Here is a 23,411-nt window from a genome sequence, read left to right on the forward strand (position 1 = left end):
GACCAAACTCACGATCGCAAGAAGAATAAGCGTCGAGCGGATAGGCACTGAACCAAAGGCATAGTTGAATCCCATTTTCAGTTCCTGAAAAACATTTTGCTGCGATCTTGCCGCCGAGCGGGGTGCTAACTTCATGGCTAAAAGCGCCGCGATCACCGCCAAGGAACTGACCGCGTTCAGAGTAAAGCAAAGACCCTCGCCCACCGCCGCGATGATCACACCCGCGATAGAAGGGCCGATCAGGCGCGCGCTATTGAACATCGCGGAATTAAGCGCGATAGCGTTGCCCAGATCCTTTTTATCTTCGACCATTTCCACGATGAACGACTGCCGCGCCGGAATATCGAAGGCGTTCACCAGCGCGAGCACGGCCGTCAGGGCCACGACCCACCAAACCGTGATCGTGTTCGTGAAGATCAGAGCCGCGAGCACCACTGCCTGAAGCATCGCCAAAACCTGGGCGATAACCATGATCTTATGGCGATCGAATTTATCCGCCATGACGCCGGCGAACGGCGCCAGCACGAATGTCGGGAACTGGCTGAAGAAACCGGCTAGCCCGAGCATGGCCGGCGATTGCGTCAACCGGTACACGAGCCAGCCGATCGCGATCCTCTGCATCCACGTCCCGATCAGCGATATGCCCTGGCCGCCGAAGAAAAGCCGGTAATTACGGTAGCGGAAAGCCCGGAACATCAGGCGCCATGGACGCTGCTCGGTGGACAAGGCCATTATTGCACCCTGGTCTTTTCTGTGTCGTTTTCAGGTGCATTCTGGTGCACGGTGCCGCGCGACAAGGACGCAAAGATGCCGGCAAAGCATAGCGCGGCAAAAATGCCGAACAGAATCCTGAAACTGCTCATGAACTGCTGGTAATATGGTGGCGTGATCTCGACGCGTCCGATGACCAGGGAAAATACGAGCATGGCGAATCCCATGCTCATCATCTGCCCGACGAGCCGCATCGTACCGAGCGTTCCCGATGCAACGCCGTAAAACCTTTTATCCACCGAGCTCATTACGGCGTTCGTGTTAGGTGATGAAAAGCACGCGAACCCCAATCCCATGAACAGCAAGCAGGCGAGCACAAAACCAAAAGGCGTACCGGTCCTTAGCATAGCCAGGGCAGCCAAGCCCAAAGTGCATATCGCCATGCCCAGCGACGATACGATGCGAGGCTCGATCCGGTCAGACAACCGGCCGGCCAACGGAGAAAATGCCGTCATGACCAGGGGCTGGGCAATAAGTATCAGCCCGGCGTTCTGCGGGCTAAGGTTCTTGATGAATTGCAGGTAAAGGCTTAAGAGAAAACTCACCGCGGACGTGGCGCTGTAATTTATCAGCGCCGCGATGTTGGAAAAAGCATAGACCCGGTTATTCTTGAACAAGTTTATATCGATCAGTGGAAAATCCGCGCGAGTCTCCCAGAACGCAAATAGAACGATGGCGGCAATTCCCGCTATGATCAGAACAATCCCCCCTGCCCCGGGCAATTTTGAAAGGCCGAACATGGTCGCGAACAGCGCCGCGCCGTAGATCATGGCGCCGGCGATATCCATTTTTTCACCACCGGCTCCTGTCCATTCGCCTTTCATCTTCCAGACAATGCCTGCAATGATGAAAAGGCACAACGGGACATTGAACCAATAGACGCTGCGCCATCCCAGGTACTGCGTCAAAAAGCCGCCTAGTACCGGCCCCATTGAAAGACCAAGGTAAACTCCAGAGACATTGATCCCCAGCGCCTTCCCCCGCTCAGCCGGAGGAAATACTGTTGTCAGGATCGCTACGCCCGTACCAAAGATCATGGCGCCACCGATCCCTTCGATGATCCGAAACCCGATAAGCATTGCGCCTGAAACCGACAGGGCGCACAATACCGACGCCGCCAGGTAGACCGCGATACCAGCAAGGAAAATCCTTTTTCTGCCCCAGATATCAGCGATGCGGCCGATCGGCACCAAAAATATCGCTGCTGCCAGCATGTACGCAGCGGGCACCCAGCCCAGAAGGACCGCGTTCATCCCGAATTCTTTGCCGATCGTGGGCAGCGCGATATTAACGGCCGACCCCATGAAAGGCGTCAGAAAAGACGCGATAGTCGTTATCGTCAATACTAAGTTCCGGGGAATTTGCTTGGACATCTCAGACCACATTGTAGCAAATTATCGAGGACTGTCAATCACGGGGTCAACCCCGCACTATTTTCTATGACACGAGGGTCAAGCGCGGCGTTTTTTCAGTAGTAAAATCGCATTTTCGCATGATCGTAAGCTTTCGACCGATAATAGCGCGGGGTTGACATAGGCTACTTTTTTGATATAATAAACACATGCGACTAACTACCAAAACACGGTACGCGGTGCGTGCTATCTGCGAGTTGGCTGAACAGTCGGCAGATACTCCAATTTCGCTGAAAAAGATCGCTAATAAGCAGGGCATAAAACTAAAATATCTGGAACAGATCTTCATAAATCTGCACAAAGCCGGACTGGTCAAGAGCCGTAAGGGACCCCATGGCGGATACGTGCTGGGGAAGAAACCGGCGAAGATCAAGCTGCTCGAGATCATGCAGGCGGTGGGCGAGACGACCGATCCGGTCTTCTGCGCCGACGAAAATACGCGCAAGTTCTGCCCCAGGATGAACACCTGCTCGGCCCGGCCATTTTGGCGCCGGATGAAGATAATGATCGACAAATTCCTTTCGTCACATTCGATCCGGGACCTTTGCGGGTGTCAGGGTCTGGAAGGACAAGAATAACCATGATCAAATTGCCTGATATCGGGAAGATCTCACCCGAGGTCTTCAATGAACTGATCTTTCCCCGGCTGGGCGCTAAGTCCAAAAGCATTCTGGTGGGACCGCAGCATGGCGTGGACGTTGGCATCGTGAATATTAACGGCAAGGCGGTCGCCATGACAAGCGATCCGGTCTTCATCGTTCCCGAATACGGATTCAAGCGCGCTGCCTGGTTCGCCACGCATATCCTGGCGTCCGATATTGTAACCTCGGGTTTGCCGCCGATGTATCTGACCATTGACCTGAACCTGCCGCTGAGCATGACCGAAGCCCAGTTGACCGAAGTCTGGCAGACGATCCATGAAGAATCCACGAAGATGGGGATGGCGATAATCGGCGGGCATACGGCGCGTTATGACAACTGCAACTATCCAATGGTCGGTGGAGCCACGGTCATCGCGGTCGGCGACCTTGATCAGTACGTATCTCCCCGCTTTGCCCGGCCCGGTGACGTCATCATCATCACCAAAGGACCGGCGATCGAAGCAAGCGGGATATTCGCCACCATGTTCCCCCGCTTCCTGGCGCGGAAATTCGGCAATGCGTTTAGCCGGGCGGCTCAAAAGATATTTTACAAAATGTCAGTGGTTGACGACGCCATGACCGCGGTCAAGGTCGGGGTACGCGACCGAGGCGTCACGTCAATGCACGATGCCACCGAATGCGGAATCTGGGGCGGAATATACGAAGTCGCTCAGGCCGCCGGTGTCGGTGCAAGAGTTGAAAAGGAAAAGATCGTCATGGAAGCAGGCGTGGAACGCATCTGCGAACTTTTCAACATCGATCCTTTCTCGTCGATCAGTGAGGGTACGCTGATCATAACCTGCCGCGAACGATATGCGGCTGCGGTCGTCGCCAAGTTGGCGGCCAGGAAGATCAAATCCTCGATCGTCGGTGAACTCACACCCAAAAAGTCAGGCCTGATCCTGGCTGAGAACGGACGCGAGAAAAAATTGGTGCATCCGATCGTCGATCCGTTCTGGAGCGCGTTCTATAACGCTCTGCAGCAATACCGCAACCTGGAAACCGTCTAGATCAGCCGGTTTTACTTACCAGTTGATATACCAGTTAAGACCGACCGTCGTCATTTCCACGCCGATGCCCTGGTTTGAGCTTAGATAACGGTAATTGCAGTCGATCGAGATCGCCTTTCCGAGGTATAAAGAGACGCCGGCGAAACCCGATCCGAAAGTGCGGGCGGTTGCCGTTTCAATGTATTCGATCATCCGGTTTGATTGCAGCGCAGTATTGACATCCAGGTCGTCGTTATATAGAACGAGCATGCCTTCCACGCCAAAAAAGGGCGCCAGAAAGAATCGTCCAATGCGCGGCTGGATGTTCAATCTCAGTCCCATGCCAATTCCCGGACCAGCATACTGCGGATTATTCAGACAAACCACAGCGGGCTCAATATAGCAATGCGGCAGTGCCTCGGCCTGAATGTGAAATTCGCCACCATAATAAATACCGGGCAGCTGCGCTATGGTCAATGTCTGGTAATCGCAGGACTGCTGTCCCGAAACACTAGCCCCGATGCCTAGTCTTCCGGCAAAAGCAACGGAGGCGATGACACCGACTACTATTATTATTTGTCTCATGATGATCTCCTGTCCTAATAATATGCAATTTCTATGCCTATATCTGCACACTTAAGTCTCGTAATAACATGGATAATCTGACCGCTTTATTTAATCGTATTGTACAAAAGTATAACATATGCTCTTTGTTAATAACAAATTTTGATTTAATTTCAGTGTTACTTTTCTATTGTTAGGGTATTTACATAATTTTGGATGTCATTATAAATTTTTCTTATTCTAATTTAATGACCTTTGCAATACTTCTTTTACCATTGCTGAATATTGTAATAAAATAGACTCCGCCTGGCAACTGTTTGCCAGTACCATCATCTCCGAGCCAAACAATGCTTTTATTACTTGGCTCAATTCTGAAATTCTTCACTTCTTTTCCCGTAATATCAAAAATTGCGATTTTGATGATTTCACCACCAGGTAAGGAATGCCAGTCAATCTTCAATTGCCGCGTAAATGGGTTAGGAATAGCAGAGATCCAAAACCTTTTTATTGCGCCCGGAATAATTTGTTCCTCAATCTTAGTCTCATTCTCGCCGCGTTTGTAAAAGATATCTTCAGCTCCAACCCGCTGGTCCATCCAGTCCAAATGCAGGCGGTTGCTCATGTCAGCCGCAATCCGCGGCTCAGCGGGATACAGCGCAGGAGGTTGGTATACAATGGGCATAGGCGGTATCACATAATTACCATTGGTATCAAGCTTAGTATACACAATACCCCAAGGATCCATTTGCCGAGTCCAAACCACATGCAAATATTGTAATGAATCCATTGCCATCCGGACGCCGATATTCCCCTGAAAAGGATTGAGGGTCAGCGGTCCCACTAAGATATTCCCATATTGGTCAAGTTTTAAATACTCGATCGTGATCCCCGGCTCGGTCGGATTACGGTAAACCATATGGATATTCTGGCTGTGATCCGCAATCATCGTAGGGCGACCCCCGTAACCAAAAAATTTATTGTCGATCAACACGTTACCAAACCAATCTAGCTTTGTATAGGCCAACCGGTCTGCCGGACCGCTGTCCGCACGATAAGCCAGATGAACATTGGCAAAACTGTCCACCCCGATACCAGGCCAGTAAGAAAAAACGTTCGCCGGCGACACCCGCATCCTGGCAATGATCGGATTACCCATTGAATCCAGCTTTGTGTAGCTTATTTGGTCGTAACCAGCCACATTATCGTTCCACGCCACATTGATCTCGTTGTAACGGTTCAAGACGATTTCAATGGGATAACCGCCGTTATTGCCGCTCACAGCCAGATGCGAAGGAACGATCACCGAACCGTCATGGGCCAGCCTTGCGTGCCATAGACCCCAGCCTAGTGGCGTATCATTAAGCCAGACAATCTGCAGATTATTGGATGCATCTACGGCGACGCGTGGGCCAAGCGAATACGAAGCATTGTTGGATACTGAAGTTTCCGCGAACAGGCATGCACCCAGGCTGTCACGCTTTGAAAACAATGCCTCACCGGTACCATTTACCCAGGTGGCGCTGTCCCAAACCGCCCAGACATAATGATGACCATCCACCGTAATATCCGGGTCTCCTCGATTCTTTACGTCCTCTGGTGTCAACAATATATCATCGGACCACCCGGCAGGATAAGCTGTCAATAGCATAATACTGCAAAATACCGCTAACAAACAAGAAATCATAGCATGTCGCATGAAAGCAACTCCTTTTTTTCTATGTCTATAAAGCACTTATAGGCTCCTTATATTCATAATTGTACTTAACCCATAAATAACCGGACATTTCTTGCTTAGATAATAACCTAAATGATATCATCGATACTTGATTAACCTGTTTACCACTAGACCGACTAACTGCTGCGGAATACGCGAAATTCGCATTGATGAATAATCGGGAAATGCTGATTATTAAAAAAGATCTTGTCTTGTAATTGTCTGAAATTATTTTAAGCATATAATGATTTATATACATAGTTTTATTATAATATTTTGTCGTTGTTTGTCAAGAGTCGGTGTGAATGAACTATTTCGCCCTGTTTAATCATAATAATTACGATGGAGGCTGTGCTCGTATGTCGTCTTTTTAACAAATATCCGTACAACTACAGACTTTGCATACATTAATATACTTGTTGACTTCTGTATTATTTTATATATAATTAACGTCTATGTTGACAAAAAAAAGGCTACAAATTGGTTAAATGGCAACTGGTTAAACGGTTAAAATATTTTATATATTAAACAGGAGATAAATGGATCCAATAGCTAATATGCTGACCATAATAAGAAATGGCTGCCGCACGAGCAAGATGGAAGTGACTGTCCCCTACTCGCGGATAAAGGCCGAGATCTTGAGGATCTTGCTGGAAGAGGGTTTTATTAATAATTTCAGCCTGGATTCCGAGAAGAAGCCGAAAAAAATATCGATCATGCTCAAGTATTCAAAAGACGGCGAGTCGGTCATCCGGAACTTGACCAGGATATCTAAGTGTTCCCGGCGAGTCTACGTGCCAAAGAATGAAGTTCCAAAAGTCCTTGGCGGGCTCGGCATCGCTATCCTGACGACGCCTAAAGGCATCCTCAGCGACCGCGAAGCACGCCAGCAGAAGGTCGGCGGCGAAGTGCTCGCTTACATATATTGACCGTACAGGAGGATAAATGGCAAAAAAACGTATGCGACCGATCATCGTTCCCAAGGACATAAAGGTCGCACGCTCAGGATCATCGCTTAAGATCACCGGCCCCCTTGGCACCAACGAAGTCATTATCAGTGCCAAGACCGAGGTCGAGATCAAAGATAACCAGATCATGGTCAAGAACGTCGACGAGAGCACGGAAGCCGCGGCACAGCAGGGTACAATCAGAACGCTCATCCTCAACGCGATCGACGGCGTTACCAAGGGATTCATGAAAACGCTTATTGTCCAGGGAACTGGATACCGCGCGCAGCTTGGCAGTGGCGGCGTGCAGCTTTTTCTCGGTTACACCAAGCCGGTGACGATCGTATTCCCGAAGGAAATCAAATGCGAACTGAGCACCGTGAAAAGCGCGGATAAAGGCGATCTGACTTATATTACGATCAAAGGCAGTAACAAACAACAGATCGGTGACCTGGCGGCAGAGATCAGGGCTACCCGCGTTCCCGACCCCTACAAGCACAAAGGCGTGAGGTATGCCGACGAAGTATTGAGGAAAAAAGTCGGTAAACGGGCCGTCGTGCAGGCATAACATGGGAACCGGACAAGGAGTAAAAGCATTATGAAGCTGATGGGCAGGTATAAAAGGCACAAACGGATCCGCAAATCGGTGATCGGCACTACCAAACGGCCGCGGCTTTGCGTTTTCCGAAGCAACCGCCATATATACGCGCAGATCGTGGATGACACCAGCGGCAAGGTGCTGTTTGGTTATTCTACCCAGAACGACAAGAATATAATAAAAATGAAAAAAATGGCCGCCGCGCTGGAGGTTGGCAAGGGTCTTGCCAAACTGGCGCTGGAAAAAGGCATCACTGATATCGCCTTTGACCGCGGCGGTTATAAATACCACGGCCGCGTGAAGGCGCTGGCCGATGGCGCCCGTAAAGCGGGTTTGAAATTCTAACTTCCCATGAGATCGCAAGGAGGTAAATTGCCAGACATCATGTCCGAATTTATTGAAAAACTTGTCGAATTGAAAAGGGTCTCGAAAGTCGTAAAAGGCGGTAAGCGGATGAAACTGTACGCCTGCGTTGTGGCGGGCGACGGCAACGGAAGCGTGGGTATCGGTCATGCTAAATCGGCAGAAGTGGCGCCGGCGATCAAAAGAGCGACGGAAATAGCCAAGAAGAGCATGGTCAAGGTCGCTGTCCACGAGGGAACTATCCTGCATCAGGTGCTGGGAAAATTCTCAGCCAGCAAAGTGATCTTGAAACCGGCATTGCCGGGCAGCGGGATCATCGCTTCGAATGCGGTCCGTGCGGTCTGCGAAGCTGCCGGCATAAGAAATATCCTGTCCAAGGCGCTGGGTTCCAGGAACTCGACCAATCTTGCGATGGCCACGATCATGGGATTGAAGTCGATAAGGACCGCTGCGGCCGTGGCGGAAATGCGAAACAAACCATTGGAATATTTTATCAGGAAAAGACATGAAAAAGATCAAAGTGACACTGAAAAAAAGCCCGATTGACAAGATCTTAAGGCATAAATTGACGCTCAAAGCCCTGGGATTGACACGGATCGGCAAGAGTCGTGTTTACACGGACAGCCCGGCGCTGCGCGGGATGCTTAACCAGGTAAGCTACATGCTGCTCATCGAAGAAAACGCGGATACGACACCTGAGGCCAAACCAAAAGCGCGCAAGGAGAAAGGCGACCATGAAGCTAAATGAAATTAAACCGCGAAAGGGTACGACGCATAAGAACAAACGCGTGGGATGCGGTCCGGGTTCTGGCCATGGAAAAACATCGACCCACGGACATAAGGGACACAAAGCCAGATCAGGTTACCGGGTGAAAATGGGATTTGAGGGCGGCCAGACGCCGTTGATCAGAAGACTCCCCAAACGGGGCTTTTTCAATATCTCAAAGATTGTTTATGAGGTCGTGAATCTATCCCGGCTCAACGGTTTTGACGCGAATGCCGAGGTCACGCCGGAAACCCTCAAACAAAAGGGCATTATCAAGGGTAAATCAAAGCTAAAGATATTGAGCCAGGGCGAGCTCTCCAAACCCCTTATCATCAAAGCTCACAGTTTCTCCAAGAAAGCGCTCGAGAAGATTGCCGGCGCGGGCGGACGGACCGAGAAAATCGCATGAACCAGGCGATCTCATCTTTCCAAAACATCTTCCGCGTTCCCGATCTCAAAAAGAAACTGGGATTCACGTTCCTGGCGGTCGCCATATACCGTCTGGGCGCACACCTCCCCCTGCCGGGCATTAATGCCCAGGCCCTGGGCATGCTGATGCAGCAGCTCAAACAGCAGGGTTCGGCTTTTGGCATGATGGATATCTTCGTGGGCGGCGCCCTGTCACGGGCAGCGATCCTGTTCCTCGGAGTCATGCCGTATATCTCGGCGTCCATTATTTTCCAGCTGCTCGGTTCGGTATTCCCCCAGGTTGAAAAATTACAGCGGGACCAGGCTGGACGCCGGAAAATAACCCAGTATACGCGGTACCTCACCGTCGCGCTCGCGCTGTTCCAGGCGTACGGCATTTCCTTTTATCTTGAAAGCCAGAAATTCACCGGCGCAGCCGGCATCATCCAGATCGTCTACACTCCGGGTTGGGCCTTCCGTTTAACCGCCATGCTCACGCTGACCTGCGGCGCCATCTTTGCCATGTGGATCGGCGAGCAGATCACGGAGAAAGGCATTGGCAATGGTATTTCGTTCATCATCTTCATCGGGTGTCTCGAGGAGTACCCGAGTTATTTCTTCAGGACCATTCAGATGGTCCTGACCCAGGGGCTGTCGATCATCAACCTAATACTGGTGCTCGTCATAATGGTATTTATCGTCGCCGCGGTCATTGTCATGACCCAGGCGGTGCGAAAGATCCCGGTCCAGTACCCAAAGCGCATTGTCGGCCGGCGCATGTATGGGGGCCAATCCACCTTCCTGCCGATACGCGTCAATACTGCTGGTGTGATCCCCATTATTTTCGCGCAATCGCTGGTCGTTTTTCCCAGTACTGTTGCCGCCTATGTTCCCGCCCTGAAACAGCTCACCACGTCGTTCCGGCCCGGATTCTGGGGTTATGACATCATATTCTTCGCCCTGATCGTGTTCTTTACGTACTTTTACACATCGATCGTTTTCAACCCTGTGGAACTGGCGGACAATATGAAGCGTTACGGCGGTTTCATCCCCGGCATCAGACCTGGGCCCAAGACTGCGGAATATGTCGACACCGTGCTCTCGCGGGTCACGATGCCCGGAGCCCTGTTCCTCGGTTTTATCGCCCTGGTGCCCTGGTATCTCATCAATTTCCTTAACATCCCGTTCTATTTCGGCGGCACCACCCTGCTGATCATCGTCGGCGTCGCCCTGGACACGCTGCAGCAGATCGAATCGCAGCTGATGATGTACCATTACGAAGGATTCATGAAGAAAGGAAAGATCCGGGGCCGTAGATGATGTTCGTGCTGTTCGGTCCCCCGGGTGTCGGTAAAGGAACCCAGGCCGACCTGCTGACCAAGAACTTCAATCTGATCCGTTTCTCCATGGGTGACACGCTGCGCGATGAAGTAAGCCTTAACACATCGATCGGTTCCCGCGTGAAACGCTATCTCGACCAGGGTACTCTCGCGCCCGACGACCTAATATTCGAGATCGTCGAGGACTTTCTGCGCGAACACCGCAACGAAGGCGTCCTGTTCGATGGTTATCCCCGAAATTTGAACCAAGCGCAGAACCTTGAGAAATCGCTGGCCCAGCTTGAACTGTCCATTACCGCCGCCATCGAACTGTCGCTCAATAACGACGAGATCATCAAGCGCATGACCAGTCGCCGCTTCTGCACGAACTGTGGTCGCATCTATAACCTGCTCACCAACCCACCCGCCCGGGAAGGAGTCTGTGATATCTGCCATGGCCAGCTCGTAAAAAGATCGGACGATGAAGTCGATATCATAAACCGGCGGTTCCAGATCTATGAAGAACAAACCAAACCCCTTGTTGACTACTATAAAACTTTAAGCGTGTACAAGCGCATCGAGGCCTCCGGGTCACCGCAGGACGTCAACGCCAAGATAGCAGCGGTCATCAATGCCGGTATTAAATGACACGGCGATCAAAAATATTACCGTTGCCGGTAGTATCATCTATGAGATCTTTTCGATCGTTGACGGTATGAACCTTAAGGGCACAACGACATTGGCCTTGAATGACCGTATTGACGAGATCATCCGCGAGCATAACGCCATTCCGACCTTTCTGAACTACCGCGGGTTCCCAAAAAGCTGCTGCATTTCCTTGAACAACGAGGTCGTGCACGGGATCCCGGATGAGCGGACGATCCGGGATGGCGACCTGGTAAAGGTCGATATCGGCGTCACCTACAAAGGGTACATCGCCGATGCAGCCAGGACTTTCCCCGTGGGTAAGGTGGATCCGGCAGCGCTCGCACTTATTCGGGTAACAAGACAAGCGCTCGCAAACGGCATCGCCTCGGCTCAGGCCGGTCACCGGATCGCGGACATATCACGGGCGGTCCAGAAGACGGCTGAGGCCGGCGGTTTCAGCGTGGTCCGTGAATTGACCGGGCATGGGGTCGGAGAAAATCTCCACGAGGAACCCATGATCCCTAACTATTTATGCGAGGGTTCTAGCCCGCCCATAAAAAAGGGAATGGCGCTGGCGATCGAACCAATGATAAATGCAGGCGGATACGATGTGGTTACGGCGGCGAACGGCTGGACGATCATCACGAAGGATAATTCTTTGTCCTGTCACTATGAAGATACCATCGTTGTTCTTGAGCACGGCAATCTCAACGTGACGCGGGTATTGGAGAACTAGCAATGGCAAGAAAAGACCTGATCCAGACGGAAGGCACGATTATCGAAACATTGCCCAATGCCATGTTCCGGGTCGAGCTTGATAATGGGCACAAAGTTCTGGCACACGTTTCCGGCAAGATGAGGATGAGCTACATCAAGATCTTACCCGGTGACCGCGTGCTCCTAGAATTGTCTCCCTATGACCTGTCACGTGGCAGGATCGTCTGGCGCTATAAATAGTATTATATTGGGCATGCAGAAAGGTCTTGATTTTTCGGTAATATTATGTATAATAAGTGTTTAAGGAGAAAAAGTGAAAGTTAAAGCTTCGATAAAAAAAAGATGCTCCGCATGTCGGATCATTAAAAGAAAAGGTGTCGTGATGGTCATCTGCAAGAACCCGCGGCACAAGCAGCGTCAGGGATAAAGGAGGTCTATGCCCAGGATTGCAGGTGTTGATCTGCCGATGAACAAACGCATTGAGCATGGTTTGACCGCGATTTATGGCATCGGTTTGCCGACGGCCAAGAAAATAGTCACCAATTGCGGTCTCGATCCTTTAAAGAAAATAAAGGACTTGACCGAAGAAGAAGTTACCAAGATCAGGAAGCTGATCGAATCCGATTACAAGGTTGAGGGAGCACGGCGAGCCGATATCGCCGCTGATATCAAAAGGCTTATCGATATTGGTTCTTACCGTGGTCACAGACATAAGATTGGATTGCCGGTTAGAGGACAGCGTACACGCACGAACGCCCGGACCAGGAAAGGCAAACGTAAGACTGTGGCTGTGATCAAGGCGACAACAACGGAGAAAAAATGATAAAAAAGAAGATCGTTAGACATAAGAAAGGCGTACGCGCCGAACAAATGGGGATCGCTAATATCTTCGCCAGTTTCAATAATACGATCGTGTCGCTCTGCGATTTTAAAGGGAACGTCCTGTGCTGGTCCAGCGCCGGCCGTCTGGGGTTCAAAGGTACGAAAAAAGGCACCGCGTATGCGGCACAGCAGTCAGCTACGACCGTGGGCAAAGAAGCGCTCGCGATGGGTGTCAAGAAGATCGAGGTCCGGGTTAAGGGTCCCGGTCCTGGTCGCGAGGCCGCGATCAGGACGCTTCAGACCGTCGGGTTGACGATAACGACGATCAAAGACGTCACGCCGCTACCTCACAATGGCTGCCGCCCACCCCGTCGAAGGAGAGTCTAACCGTGGCCCGCTACATTGGTCCTAAATGCAAGATCTGCCGCCGTGAGAGCGAGAAACTTTTTCTGCGCGGCAGCCGGTGTTATACGGATAAGTGTGCTTTTACGCGCCGTGGTTATCCTCCGGGCACTCATGGCAAGGTCGGCCGGAGAAAACTTACTTCCTATGCGATCCAGTTGCGGGAGAAACAAAAAGTGAAATCAATGTACGGTCTGCTGGAAGCCCAGTTCCGCAAGACGTTCGCGGAGGCGGTAAAACAGGCCGGTTCGCCGGGCGAGAACCTTCTGGTCGCCCTTGAGCGGAGGATCGACAATACGATCTACCAGGTCGGGATCGCATCGTCAAGGACCCAGGCACGCCAGCTTGTCAGGCATGGTCACATATTAGTCGATGGCAAGAAAACAAGCATTCCGTCGTACCAGGTGAAAGTGAACCAGACGATCTCGGTATCGGAGCCGCTGAAGAAAAATCCGTTCGTCAAAAGGTCCCTTGAGGAACGCGATCCGGAAAAGATCGTGGGCTGGCTGAAACTGAACAAAGAGAATATCACCGCGACCGTTGTACGATTGCCAAAACGCGAGGATATCACTTTCCCTATTCAGGAAAATTTGATCGTGGAGCTGTTCTCTAAGTAAGGAGCACTATGACACTCAAACCGCTGGTGATGCCAAAAGGCATAGAGATTGATAAAGAAGCAACTGTCGATACGTTCGGACGGTTCACATTAAGCCCGCTGGAGCGAGGCTATGGTGTGACGCTGGGCAATGCTCTTCGAAGATTCCTGCTGTCATCAATCCAGGGCGCGGCCATAACCAAGGTACGGATCGGCGATATCCTGCAAGAATTTTCCACGGTCACGGGCGTGTATGAAGACGTGGTCGAGATCGTCCTGAACCTGAAGCGGATCCGCGTCAAACTGCTCAGCGATGAACCGACGACGTTGACCTTGAAAATAAAAGGCAAAAAAGAATACTTGGCAGAGGATTTCGAAAAAAATCCGCTCGTCATCATTACCAACCCCAAGCAGAAGATCTTGACCGTAACCGACACCAAGGTGAACCTGACCATGGAAACCACGGTCGAATTGGGCCGCGGATTCGTTCCGGCCGAGATCCTGAAGCGAGGCGACGCACCGATCGGCACGATCTTCCTGGACGCCGTGTTCTCACCGGTCCTATCCGTGAATTTCGACGTGCAAAATACCCGCGTGGGCACCCGTACCGATTACGACAACCTTATGCTTGAGATCAAAACCGACGGCACGGTCACGCCGGTAGAAGCCCTGGTCGAGGCGGCCAGTTTGCTCAAGCAGCACCTGACATACATCACCGAGCTGGGCAAGGGTTTGATGACCCTGGAAGACCCGATCCAGAAAACGTACAACGATCTTAAAACGGCGTTGAGCGAAAAGGGTCTGAACCTGCTGATCGAACCTCAATACACGACCAAGGAACAGCTTGACGCAGAACACCGGCGCATTCGCGAGATCCTCAAGCGGAGCATCGACGAACTGGAGATCTCCGTGAGAACCTCCAACTGTCTGAAAGGCCGGAATATCCAGAGCATCGGCGACCTGGTGAAGAAAACGGGCAAGGAATTGCTCACCTATGATAATTTCGGACGCAAGTCGTTGAAGGAATTGGAAAAGATCCTCGGTAAAATGGGCCTGCATTTGGAAATGGACGTCGACCGCTATCTCAAGGAAGACATTTGATCCAACCGGATCTGAAGCGATCGCCAGCAAAGGAACGGTAACGGCATGAGACATGGAAATAAAGTAAAAAAATTGGGCAGGAAGGCGGCGCACCGTTTGGCACTGTTAAAGAACCTTTGCCGCGCGCTGTTCATCCACGAAAGGATCAGAACCACACTGCAAAAGGCCAAGGAAGCACGGCGTCTTGCAGAACGCCTTATCGAATTTGCCAAGCATAACGATCTCGCGGGCAAGCGTCATGTTTATCGCTATATTCCCGATCATAAACTAGTCAAGATCATCTGCGGCGAGATCGCACCCAAGTTCGCGGAAAGAAAGGGCGGTTATACGCGCATTTATAAACTCGGACCCAGGACCGGCGACGGCGCGGAAATGGTCCTCCTTGAACTTGTCGAGCGGAGCGATGATAACGTCCTGGACCTGCGCCGCAAGCTGATCGAACGCCGGCACGGTGCCGAGGAAAAAGTGAAAAAGGAAAAGGCGAAAAAAGACAAAGAACAGCCGAAGAAAAAAGAAGAAGGCATTAAAGAAAAATCAAAACCGGACAAACACCAGAAAGAACGCGCGGATATTGACCGTAACAAAGAAAAAGAGAAAAATAAGGAAAAGGACAAAAAGAACAAGAACGACAAGACCCAAAAACAGCAACCGTTAAAGAAAAAATAAGAACTTGCGCCGAAAAAATTCATACTTTCCCCCAAACCGCCGAGCGCGATAGAATACATATAAACCGCAGACCACAGGCGAAATCCGTGGTCTATGAATAAATCTAAATCAAGTACGAAATTCTAATATCGAAATTCCAACCCCCGTTAGACAATAAACGTCTAACGGGGCAGGCAAATCCAAAATTCAAATGTTCAAAAAGTTTTGGATTTCGAGAATTAGTGCTTTGATATTGTTTAGGATTTAATATTTTTTTCAAGGTATCTCTTCCAGATCTTCTCTCGCCACCGCGTCAATGTTAAGGTTTGAACCGCCGAACCTCTTGTAGCGCCGCGCGCCGGCCATGGCGATCATCGCGCCATTGTCAGTGCAGTATTCTCTGTCGGGGACGTGGATCTGGCAGCCGGTTTCTTGTCCGAGTTTTAGTAGCTTGTTCTGCAACGTCTGGTTTGCCGAAACACCACCAACAAGGCCCACATCCTTGACCCCCAGGTCTAAAACCGCTTTTTTCGTCACCTGCACGAGTTGCGACAGCGCGGATTCCTGAAAATTGGCTGCAATATCGGCCAGCCTACTGTTCCCATACTGTTGAACGTAATAGAGAACGGCTGTCTTCAAACCGGCGTAGCTGAAATCGTATCGACCCGCCTTCGGAACCGGAAATCGGATCGCACCGAGTTGACCTTTAAGCGCGTACTTTTCAATGTAGGGACCACCCGGATACGGCAGGCCGATCAACTTAGCCACCTTGTCGAACGCCTCGCCGCAGGCGTCATCCACGGTCCGGCCGATAGTTACATAATTGAATTCTTTTTTTACCAACACCAGCTCGGTATGCCCACCGGAGACGAGCAGCACCAGATATGGATACGCCGGTCCTTTACCCCCGACGTGAAGCGTATAGATATGGCCTTCAAGGTGGTTTGTGCCGATAAACGGCTTTTTCAACGCAACCGCGAGGGCTTTGGCATACGACAATCCCACCAGCAGGGAACCCATCAGACCTGGTCCCCTGGTCACGCTGATCAAGCCGATATCCCGCAGACCGCACCCGGCGATCTCGAGGGCGACATTGACCAGCGGCACGATGACCTTGATGTGGTTCCGTGCGGCAAGTTCCGGGACCACGCCGCCATATTTTGTATGAACGATCTGGCTTGAAACGACGTTCGAGCGCACCCTGCGGTCTTCGAGGATGCCGATGGCGGTTTCATCGCACGACGTTTCAATGCCGAGCGTTATCATATCATATATTGTATCTGGAAAATATGATAAATCAACCGTGACGGAATATGAATGCGCGCCTTGACACGGGCTTTATTTTGGTTAACCTAAATAATCCATGGCCCTGATACTCCTGCTAGTTGCACTGGCGCCCGGTTTCTTCCTTCTCTGGTATTTCTGGCACCGCGACCGGTACGAACCGGAACCAAAGAAAAAGATCATCCTCACTTTTATCCTGGGCGCGGTCATGGTGATCCCGGCGATATTGATCGAGGTCTTGCTGGAACGCGGCGCAAACGCCCTGGCTGCCGGAGTACTCAATATTTTTCTGGTTTCGTTCATTGTAGTTGCGCCGACCGAAGAACTGCTTAAATTTTTCGTCATCAAGCAATGGGTATACAATTCAGTAGAGTTCGATGAAGTGATGGACGGCATTGTCTACGCCGTATCGACATCTCTTGGTTTTGCCACACTGGAAAATATCTTTTACGTATTTCAACACGGTATCAGCACCGGCATAATCCGGGCGTTCCTGGCCGTCCCCGGACACGCGTTTTACGCCGCGATCATGGGATATTATCTTGGCCTTGCCAAGTTCGCGCCGTGCAAAAAAGGGCGGCTCATATTAACCGGCATCTTATTGGCAATATTTTTTCATGGCTTATACGATTTTCTGTTATTCACGAAGACCGCGCTGGCTGTGCTGGTCATACCTTTGATCATCGCGCTTGGTTTTATCGTAAGAAAGAACGTAAAAACCGCTGAAGTCCAGAGCAAGACGCGGCTGGATGAAGAAAATAAATGCTCATGACCAACTTTTATTAAAAAAGAGGAGAAATTGATGGCAAAATTATTGAACGGCAAGGAAACATCCGAAAAGATGCGCAGCGAAATGAAGGTGGAAGTCGCCAGGCTCAAGGAAAAATACAACCTCACCCCCGGGCTTGCGGTCATCCTGGTAGGTGATCATCCGCCTTCGGTCTCATACGTCAAATCAAAGGAACAGGCATGCGCCGATATCGGGGTGCTCTCCAAGAAATACAAGTTCGCTGCCGATTATCCCCAAACCGATCTGCTGAAGCTCATCGATGATCTCAACCGCGATCCTTCGGTCCACGGCATACTGGTGCAAGTCCCTTTGCCCGGTCACGTCGACGAGAAAAAAGTTCTTTACGCCATTGACCCGGCCAAGGATGTCGATGGTTTTCATCCCGTCAATATCGGGAAAATGATGATCGGCGGCGACTGTTTTCTGCCCTGCACGCCTTTCGGCATCCAGCAGCTGATGCTGCAGAACGGGATCGACGTTGGCGGTAAACATGTTGTCATCGTGGGCCGTAGCAATATCGTCGGCAAACCACTGGCGATGATGCTGATCCAGAAAAAAAGGGGAGCGAATGCTACGGTCACAATATGCCACACCGGCACGAAAGATCTGGCGCGGCATGTAGGGCAGGCGGATATCCTGGTGCTGGCGGCAGGTAAACCAAACACCGTGACCGCGGACATGATCAGCGATGGCGCCGTCGTTATCATCGTCGGCCAAAACTGGATCGAGGACAAGACCAAAAAAAGCGGTTTCCGGGTCATCGGCGACGTGGATTTCGAAGCAGCCAGTCACAAGGCCAGTGCGATCACCCCGGTGCTCGGCGGTGTCGGTCCGATGACGATCACCATGCTCATGCACAACACGATCCTGTCGGCAAAACGGCACGCCGGCATAGATTGAAAACTGCGGCGCGATGGGTCCTGGAATCAAGACCATCAGCTACAGCGCGACCCGGAATGAGATAATCGTTCTCGACCAGACCCGGCTTCCCGGCCGCGTATCGTTCGTCGCATTAAGAACTCCCGAAGATGTCTTCCAGGCCATCCGTAAACTCATGGTCAGGGGAGCGCCTTTGATCGGCGTGGCTGCCGCCTACGGCGTTGTCCTCGCGGCCAAAAAAGGAAACCTCAGGGAAATCCTGCATGCCGCCGACCTTATAAGATCGGCTCGGCCCACGGCGGTCAATCTGTCCTGGGCCATCGAAAGGATGAAGACCGCAGCCATGGCATCTCTCAGTCCTGGAAAAAATAGGGGATCGGTCTCCACCATGCTGCTGCAGGAAGCCCGAAACATTGAGAACGAGGATAAAACTGCCTGCCGGCGGATCGGCAGATTTGGAGCCCGGTTGATCAAGAACGGTATGAAGGTCATGGTTTACTGTAATGCCGGTGCCCTCGCGACATCCGGTATTGGCACGGCGCTGGGCGTGCTTTATACTGCGCGGAGGCAGCGCAAACGGTTTTCGGTCTATGCCTGCGAGACCAGGCCGCTGCTCCAGGGCGCCCGCTTAACGACATGGGAATTGAACCGCGCCGCGATCGAGGCGTTTTGCATCTGCGACAACATGGCGGCAGCATTCATGCCCCAGATCGGCTGTATTCTTGTCGGCGCTGACCGCGTCGCGGCCAACGGCGACACCGCCAACAAGATCGGGACCCGCGGACTTGCGATCATAGCGAAATACCACCGGGTGCCGATATACGTCGTCGCGCCGGTTTCGAGCTTCGATCTTCATACTGCTTGCGGCTGCGGCATTCCCATCGAACAGAGACCGGAGGAGGAGATCACGACCATTAATGATGCCCGGATCACAGCCGCAGGAACTCATATCCGCAACCCAGCGTTCGATATAACGCCCGCTTCGCTCATCACTGCCTTTGTATCGGACCGGGGAATTATATCGCCGCCTTTTAGAAAGAACATAAAACAGCGTCTGAGCCGCACCTGAGATGCCATGCTGATGTTCGCCGCGCTGCTGATCACGTTTATCCCGGATGACAACCTGCCGCCGCTGCCCGATCCGACGCAGGTCGTGTTCCCCGAACCACCCGTATTCATTGAACCGGAACCCGGCTATTTATGCCTGTTTGGATTGGCTGGCAACCGCTATACTGCCGGATGCACAGCCAGTGTGCGTGGTCTTGTAACCAGCATCTCTTTCGACCAGCATGATCTGTGGTCATTGTGCCGGACCGAAGCCGCGGCGGCGTCATACTCGTCATCGGTCACGCACTTTTACTTCAAGCCGGCAATCCGGTACTTCCGGGAAGCCCTTGTGGACACTACGAGTCTGACCCGGCCGATGCTTGATCTGTATCTTATGGCGCCACGGTTCGTGACATATGGAAACATCGCAGCCAGCCGCTGGAAGATCAATGGCAATAACTACAATGAAAACAACGGCAGGCTGGGCATGGTCTTTGACCGCACCATCTATTTACCATCACTAGACATCGCCATTTGGCAATCCGGCACGACCGTGAAATCAAGCTGGACAGGATCGATCAACATCAACCGTCTTCATGCTGGCGTTGAGTCTCCCCTGCCCTATGGTTTTCCGTCGCCGCGCCTGTTCATCGCCTACCGCCAGCCGGCCATGAAACTGCAGGCTTCAGTTAAGTCCGGGATCGATATTAGATCGCTCAATGATCTATATGAACCGGAGCGCCCTTTTCACCTGCCCTATCCGGTGCCGGACGAAAGCCTTAGGATACGTGCCGACCTTGAATGTACATTTGATTACATCCAACAACGTATGCAGCTCGGTATGACGTATCGGAACAACAAAACCCGGCTTGTGGTCCAAGGCGACATGTCCTACAGAACCATTTGTATGATCGAAGAAATCGCTGCCTTTGTCAAAACCGAGAACAAACTGACCGCTGGCATCTTCACTGGCCGGAACTTACTGACGGGACGCTATGCGTGGACTTCATTTCCGGTCCTCTACCAGCCGCGATTTGAGCTCAACGATCAGATAGAATTACGCTGCGGACCTGCTTTTGTGCGTACCGTGGTATCCCTGCTTCTGGCAAGAAGAGGCGTGAACGCGACACTTCCAGACCTGCTTTTGCTTGACCTGCGGCAGTGCGGTTTTACATACCATTGGATGACCGTATACGCAGCCGTGGATAACGTAACAGACATAAGTAAAAACCTCTATGATGGTTATGGGTTATCGCCGCGAAGCTATGCCGGCGGTATTGATATCAATTTTTGGTTCTAAGACCTTAACACGCGCATCATTTGCCGGTGGATCAGTCCGTTCGTTCCCAGTACTTCATTTCCATAGATATTGAAGGACCGGCCTTTGAAATCGGAGATGTGGCCGCCCGATTCCCTCAGGATCAGGCTGCCGGCGGCCTGGTCCCATGGTGACAACTTAAGCTCCCAATACCCATCGAACCTTCCGCAGGCCGTATAACAGAGGTCCAGGGCAGCCGAACCCAACCGGCGCACGGCCTGGGCTCGGACGGCAAAACGGGCGAAATGGTCCAGGTTATTGATCCGACTACGCCGCACGTCGTATGGAAAACCGGTCACCAACAGGCTTTGTTCCAGTCGCCGCGTCGACGAGACATGGATCCTTTTGCCGTTCAGATATGCACCGCCGTGACGGATCGCCGAAAACAGCTCATTCCTGGTTGGATCGTAAACAATACCGATCACGATCTCACTTTCTATCTCCAGCCCAACCGAAAGTGCCCAGATCGGCAGGTTATGGGCGAAATTGGTCGTGCCGTCCAAGGGATCGATTACCCACCGGATCGCGGATGAACCTTTAATGTCGATCGCTTCCTCGCTCAACACGCCGAAACCCGGAAATCGGTGCCTTAACTCTGTGAGCAGCATCGTTTGCGATCTACGGTCGAACTGGGTTACGAGATCGACTTCACTTTTATAACGGATCGTCTTTTGTTCGGACGATGCGCGCCGGATCAAATCACCGGTTCGGCGCACAATGAGGCATGCCGCTTCGCGGATCGGACGCAGAGAGCGTCTATCGGTCCTGAACCGGGTCATCGCGTTGGTTTTTCTTCAACAGGATCTCCGGTTTTATCAGAGGCCTTATCTTATCCGCTTCCTCTTTGGCCATCCTGCCGTATCTTGAGTTAATATCGATCTTCATACAATTTTCGAAATGCTGGACCGCCTTTTCGAATTCGTACCTTTTCATTTCCGTGCAACCCATATAGTAATGGGCTTCCTGTAGGTTCGACCCCAGCTTGAGCGCCTGTTCGAAGAAACGGACCGCGTCCGTGTACATGGTCCGCTCATAGTAAACCAACCCCAGGTAAAAATTGGCGTACAAGGACGCCATTTTGTCCTTTTTCTGCTTGGCGGCCTTGGTCAGGTGTTCGATCGCCTCGCCCCAGATGCCCTTTTTGTAGCATATGTATCCCAGGTTATTCAGGGCGAAAGCATTTTCCGGATCACCGGTAATGACCTGCTGAAAATACATCATCGCCTGGTCATATTTTTCTTTATTCATCAAAATAAGACCCATCAAGCCAAGCGCGCGGATATTCTTGGGATCGATCCCGAGGGCTTGCTGCAGGACCTTGCCTGCTTCCTCGTAATCCTCGATGCAGATAAGGTTCCAACCTCGGTCCAGCAGCGTCGCCATGTCCAATTCCGCCGATGTGCGTGATTTGACGAACGAATAGAATTTCGCCACATCACCGCTTGCCGACTTGCGGTTCTTAAACTCGGTGGCGATCTTTTTCAGCTGTTCCTGGCTAGCCGTAAGGCTCTTGATCGCGCTGGCAACATCGATGAAAAGCCTCTTTATCTCCTCACGAATAGCATTTTCCTGATCCGGACCGCCGGTTTTGATCAGCTGCTGCAGGGCTTCAATGCGCTTTTTCAGATCATCACTCATGATGGATCAGCTCCATGATCTTTTTAGGAATCAACTCCAGTGGCAGGATGAAATCAACCGTTCCCTGGTCGATCGCGGCTTGAGGCATGCTCTGGATCGCAGCCTGACGCGGGTCCTGAACGATCGTGATGCCGCCCTGATCTTTGATCTTTTTCAGCCCGGCGGCGCCATCGTGACCCATACCCGTGAGTACGATGCCGATCGCGCGTTTACCAAGAACGGCGGCCATAGAATCAAAAAGAATGTCGGCCGAAGGTTTGACGCCATGAATCGTCGGTTCATCGGTAAGCTGCACCGATTCCCCGTCGCGCGTAATCCTGAGATGCATGCCGCCTGGCGCGACCAGCACCTCATCGGGCAGCAAGGCATCTCCGCTGCTGGCTTCTTTGACCACAAAACTCGCCCGTTCGTTGAGGTGCGCGGCTAGCGTGGCGGTGAAAAATTTCGGCATGTGTTGAACAATAAGGATCCTCAGGCCGCTCTTCTCCGGTAATGACGGGATCAGATAATTCAAAGCACGCACGCCACCCGTTGACGCTGCCACGCCAACGATGTATCGGCTCTGTTTCTCGATGCGGACCACAGCGGCACGGTCGCCGAGAACGGGTACCTTCGCATCCGCTACGGTCCTGAGTTTCTGGACCAGGATATCGCGGTACTGATAGATGTCGATGGAGATCGGTCCGCTGGGTTTGGTGAAAAAATCGACCGCGCCCATAGCCAGCGACCTGATTGTCAATTCCGCTCCCTCCTTGGTGTGCGCGGACAGCATAAGGATGGGCACGGAATAGGACTGCATGATCTTCGTCAGCAAAACCAGCCCGTTTTCACCCGGTAACTCGTAGTCCAGCGTCACAATATCCGGTTTCGTTTTTATGAATTTTGCCCAGCCCTCGGTAACGTCGCGAGCGTAACCGCATACTTCAAAATCATCACATGTGTTTATGATGTCACCGATCACGCGCTGCATCAAGATCGAATCCTCGACGATGAGAACCTTCTTCTTCATAGGCTCCGAATGGTGCGAATGATA

General features: G+C 51.7%; 29 protein-coding genes and 1 pseudogene. 22 read left to right on the forward strand and 8 right to left on the reverse strand.

Features of this window, described 5'->3' with window-relative positions:
* On the reverse strand, positions 1 to 732 hold a 732-nt coding region (locus VF399_00895), incomplete at its 3' end, for an MFS transporter (protein ID HEX7318897.1).
* Positions 732 to 2,144, reverse strand: coding sequence for an MFS transporter (locus VF399_00900; protein HEX7318898.1), 1,413 nt, complete (start codon positions 2,142 to 2,144; stop codon positions 732 to 734). The genes VF399_00895 and VF399_00900, both read right to left, overlap by 1 nt.
* 188 nt (positions 2,145 to 2,332) lie before the next feature.
* Here VF399_00900 and VF399_00905 point away from each other — a divergent pair, with 188 nt between their 5' ends.
* Positions 2,333 to 2,761: an RrF2 family transcriptional regulator gene (locus VF399_00905; protein ID HEX7318899.1), complete on the forward strand. Its 429-nt coding sequence runs from the start codon at positions 2,333 to 2,335 to the stop codon at positions 2,759 to 2,761.
* 2 nt (positions 2,762 to 2,763) lie between these two features.
* On the forward strand, positions 2,764 to 3,834 hold the full coding sequence (locus VF399_00910; protein ID HEX7318900.1) for an AIR synthase family protein: 1,071 nt from the start codon (positions 2,764 to 2,766) through the stop codon (positions 3,832 to 3,834).
* Positions 3,835 to 3,849: 15 nt separating this feature from the next.
* Here VF399_00910 and VF399_00915 read toward each other — a convergent pair whose 3' ends face one another.
* A complete protein-coding gene (locus VF399_00915) occupies positions 3,850 to 4,398 on the reverse strand; it encodes a hypothetical protein (GenBank protein HEX7318901.1) in 549 nt (182 codons plus the stop codon).
* A gap of 214 nt (positions 4,399 to 4,612) precedes the next feature.
* Positions 4,613 to 6,109 (reverse strand): T9SS type A sorting domain-containing protein, encoded by a 1,497-nt coding sequence (locus tag VF399_00920; GenBank protein HEX7318902.1) that lies wholly within the window; start codon positions 6,107 to 6,109, stop codon positions 4,613 to 4,615.
* A gap of 521 nt (positions 6,110 to 6,630) precedes the next feature.
* Here VF399_00920 and rpsH point away from each other — a divergent pair.
* The 16 genes and pseudogenes from rpsH (at position 6,631) to rplQ (ending at position 15,443) form a co-directional block, all read left to right on the forward strand.
* Entirely contained in the window at positions 6,631 to 7,020 is a 390-nt protein-coding gene (gene rpsH / locus VF399_00925) for a 30S ribosomal protein S8 (protein ID HEX7318903.1), read from the forward strand.
* 16 nt (positions 7,021 to 7,036) lie between these two features.
* The gene (gene rplF / locus VF399_00930) at positions 7,037 to 7,606 is read left to right on the forward strand and encodes a 50S ribosomal protein L6 (GenBank protein ID HEX7318904.1); all 570 of its coding nucleotides are present in this window, start codon (positions 7,037 to 7,039) and stop codon (positions 7,604 to 7,606) included.
* Positions 7,607 to 7,636: 30 nt separating this feature from the next.
* Positions 7,637 to 7,981: a 50S ribosomal protein L18 gene (gene rplR, locus VF399_00935; protein ID HEX7318905.1), complete on the forward strand. Its 345-nt coding sequence runs from the start codon at positions 7,637 to 7,639 to the stop codon at positions 7,979 to 7,981.
* Between the two features lie 27 nt (positions 7,982 to 8,008).
* On the forward strand, positions 8,009 to 8,545 hold the full coding sequence (rpsE, locus tag VF399_00940; protein HEX7318906.1) for a 30S ribosomal protein S5: 537 nt from the start codon (positions 8,009 to 8,011) through the stop codon (positions 8,543 to 8,545).
* A pseudogene (gene rpmD / locus VF399_00945) lies at positions 8,505 to 8,678 on the forward strand (50S ribosomal protein L30). Before rpsE ends, rpmD begins: the two are co-directional and overlap by 41 nt.
* A gap of 55 nt (positions 8,679 to 8,733) precedes the next feature.
* The gene (gene rplO / locus VF399_00950) at positions 8,734 to 9,174 is read left to right on the forward strand and encodes a 50S ribosomal protein L15 (GenBank protein HEX7318907.1); all 441 of its coding nucleotides are present in this window, start codon (positions 8,734 to 8,736) and stop codon (positions 9,172 to 9,174) included.
* The gene (secY, locus tag VF399_00955) at positions 9,171 to 10,493 is read left to right on the forward strand and encodes a preprotein translocase subunit SecY (protein HEX7318908.1); all 1,323 of its coding nucleotides are present in this window, start codon (positions 9,171 to 9,173) and stop codon (positions 10,491 to 10,493) included. Before rplO ends, secY begins: the two co-directional genes overlap by 4 nt.
* Positions 10,490 to 11,140 (forward strand): adenylate kinase, encoded by a 651-nt coding sequence (locus VF399_00960; GenBank protein HEX7318909.1) that lies wholly within the window; start codon positions 10,490 to 10,492, stop codon positions 11,138 to 11,140. Before secY ends, VF399_00960 begins: the two co-directional genes overlap by 4 nt.
* Positions 11,124 to 11,876 (forward strand): type I methionyl aminopeptidase, encoded by a 753-nt coding sequence (gene map / locus VF399_00965; protein ID HEX7318910.1) that lies wholly within the window; start codon positions 11,124 to 11,126, stop codon positions 11,874 to 11,876. Before VF399_00960 ends, map begins: the two co-directional genes overlap by 17 nt.
* A 2-nt stretch (positions 11,877 to 11,878) precedes the next feature.
* A complete protein-coding gene (infA, locus tag VF399_00970) occupies positions 11,879 to 12,097 on the forward strand; it encodes a translation initiation factor IF-1 (GenBank protein HEX7318911.1) in 219 nt (72 codons plus the stop codon).
* 73 nt (positions 12,098 to 12,170) lie between these two features.
* Entirely contained in the window at positions 12,171 to 12,284 is a 114-nt protein-coding gene (rpmJ, locus tag VF399_00975) for a 50S ribosomal protein L36 (protein ID HEX7318912.1), read from the forward strand.
* 9 nt (positions 12,285 to 12,293) lie between these two features.
* Complete coding sequence (gene rpsM / locus VF399_00980; protein HEX7318913.1) at positions 12,294 to 12,680, forward strand: 30S ribosomal protein S13; 387 nt, start codon at positions 12,294 to 12,296, stop codon at positions 12,678 to 12,680.
* On the forward strand, positions 12,677 to 13,066 hold the full coding sequence (gene rpsK / locus VF399_00985) for a 30S ribosomal protein S11 (GenBank protein ID HEX7318914.1): 390 nt from the start codon (positions 12,677 to 12,679) through the stop codon (positions 13,064 to 13,066). Before rpsM ends, rpsK begins: the two co-directional genes overlap by 4 nt.
* 2 nt (positions 13,067 to 13,068) lie before the next feature.
* Entirely contained in the window at positions 13,069 to 13,698 is a 630-nt protein-coding gene (gene rpsD, locus VF399_00990) for a 30S ribosomal protein S4 (GenBank protein HEX7318915.1), read from the forward strand.
* An 8-nt stretch (positions 13,699 to 13,706) separates the two neighbouring features.
* Positions 13,707 to 14,777, forward strand: a complete 1,071-nt coding sequence (locus tag VF399_00995; GenBank protein ID HEX7318916.1) for a DNA-directed RNA polymerase subunit alpha — start codon at positions 13,707 to 13,709, stop codon at positions 14,775 to 14,777.
* A gap of 45 nt (positions 14,778 to 14,822) precedes the next feature.
* The gene (gene rplQ, locus VF399_01000) at positions 14,823 to 15,443 is read left to right on the forward strand and encodes a 50S ribosomal protein L17 (GenBank protein ID HEX7318917.1); all 621 of its coding nucleotides are present in this window, start codon (positions 14,823 to 14,825) and stop codon (positions 15,441 to 15,443) included.
* Positions 15,444 to 15,698: 255 nt separating this feature from the next.
* Here rplQ and tsaD read toward each other — a convergent pair whose 3' ends face one another.
* Positions 15,699 to 16,688, reverse strand: coding sequence for a tRNA (adenosine(37)-N6)-threonylcarbamoyltransferase complex transferase subunit TsaD (gene tsaD / locus VF399_01005; protein ID HEX7318918.1), 990 nt, complete (start codon positions 16,686 to 16,688; stop codon positions 15,699 to 15,701).
* A 97-nt stretch (positions 16,689 to 16,785) separates the two neighbouring features.
* Here tsaD and VF399_01010 point away from each other — a divergent pair, with 97 nt between their 5' ends.
* From VF399_01010 to VF399_01025, 4 genes are read left to right on the forward strand one after another with little or no spacing between them, the layout of a single operon-like run.
* Complete coding sequence (locus VF399_01010; protein HEX7318919.1) at positions 16,786 to 17,478, forward strand: PrsW family glutamic-type intramembrane protease; 693 nt, start codon at positions 16,786 to 16,788, stop codon at positions 17,476 to 17,478.
* A gap of 30 nt (positions 17,479 to 17,508) precedes the next feature.
* Positions 17,509 to 18,396, forward strand: coding sequence for a tetrahydrofolate dehydrogenase/cyclohydrolase catalytic domain-containing protein (locus VF399_01015; protein ID HEX7318920.1), 888 nt, complete (start codon positions 17,509 to 17,511; stop codon positions 18,394 to 18,396).
* A gap of 13 nt (positions 18,397 to 18,409) precedes the next feature.
* Complete coding sequence (gene mtnA, locus VF399_01020) at positions 18,410 to 19,444, forward strand: S-methyl-5-thioribose-1-phosphate isomerase (GenBank protein HEX7318921.1); 1,035 nt, start codon at positions 18,410 to 18,412, stop codon at positions 19,442 to 19,444.
* Positions 19,445 to 19,450: 6 nt separating this feature from the next.
* Complete coding sequence (locus VF399_01025; GenBank protein HEX7318922.1) at positions 19,451 to 20,722, forward strand: hypothetical protein; 1,272 nt, start codon at positions 19,451 to 19,453, stop codon at positions 20,720 to 20,722.
* Here VF399_01025 and VF399_01030 read toward each other — a convergent pair.
* Genes VF399_01030 through cheB form a run of 3 tightly spaced genes read right to left on the reverse strand, consistent with a single transcriptional unit; the run spans position 20,719 to position 23,387 of the window.
* Positions 20,719 to 21,519, reverse strand: coding sequence for an inositol monophosphatase family protein (locus VF399_01030; protein ID HEX7318923.1), 801 nt, complete (start codon positions 21,517 to 21,519; stop codon positions 20,719 to 20,721). The genes VF399_01025 and VF399_01030 overlap by 4 nt on opposite strands.
* Positions 21,497 to 22,378 (reverse strand): tetratricopeptide repeat protein, encoded by an 882-nt coding sequence (locus VF399_01035; GenBank protein HEX7318924.1) that lies wholly within the window; start codon positions 22,376 to 22,378, stop codon positions 21,497 to 21,499. The genes VF399_01030 and VF399_01035 overlap by 23 nt, the downstream gene beginning before the upstream one ends.
* Positions 22,371 to 23,387 (reverse strand): chemotaxis-specific protein-glutamate methyltransferase CheB, encoded by a 1,017-nt coding sequence (gene cheB, locus VF399_01040; protein ID HEX7318925.1) that lies wholly within the window; start codon positions 23,385 to 23,387, stop codon positions 22,371 to 22,373. Before cheB ends, VF399_01035 begins: the two co-directional genes overlap by 8 nt.
* Between the last annotated feature and the right edge of the window lie 24 nt (positions 23,388 to 23,411).

The organism is bacterium (assembly GCA_036382775.1).
GTDB lineage: Bacteria > Hydrothermota > Tepidihabitantia > SM23-42 > JAOAFX01 > DASVHD01.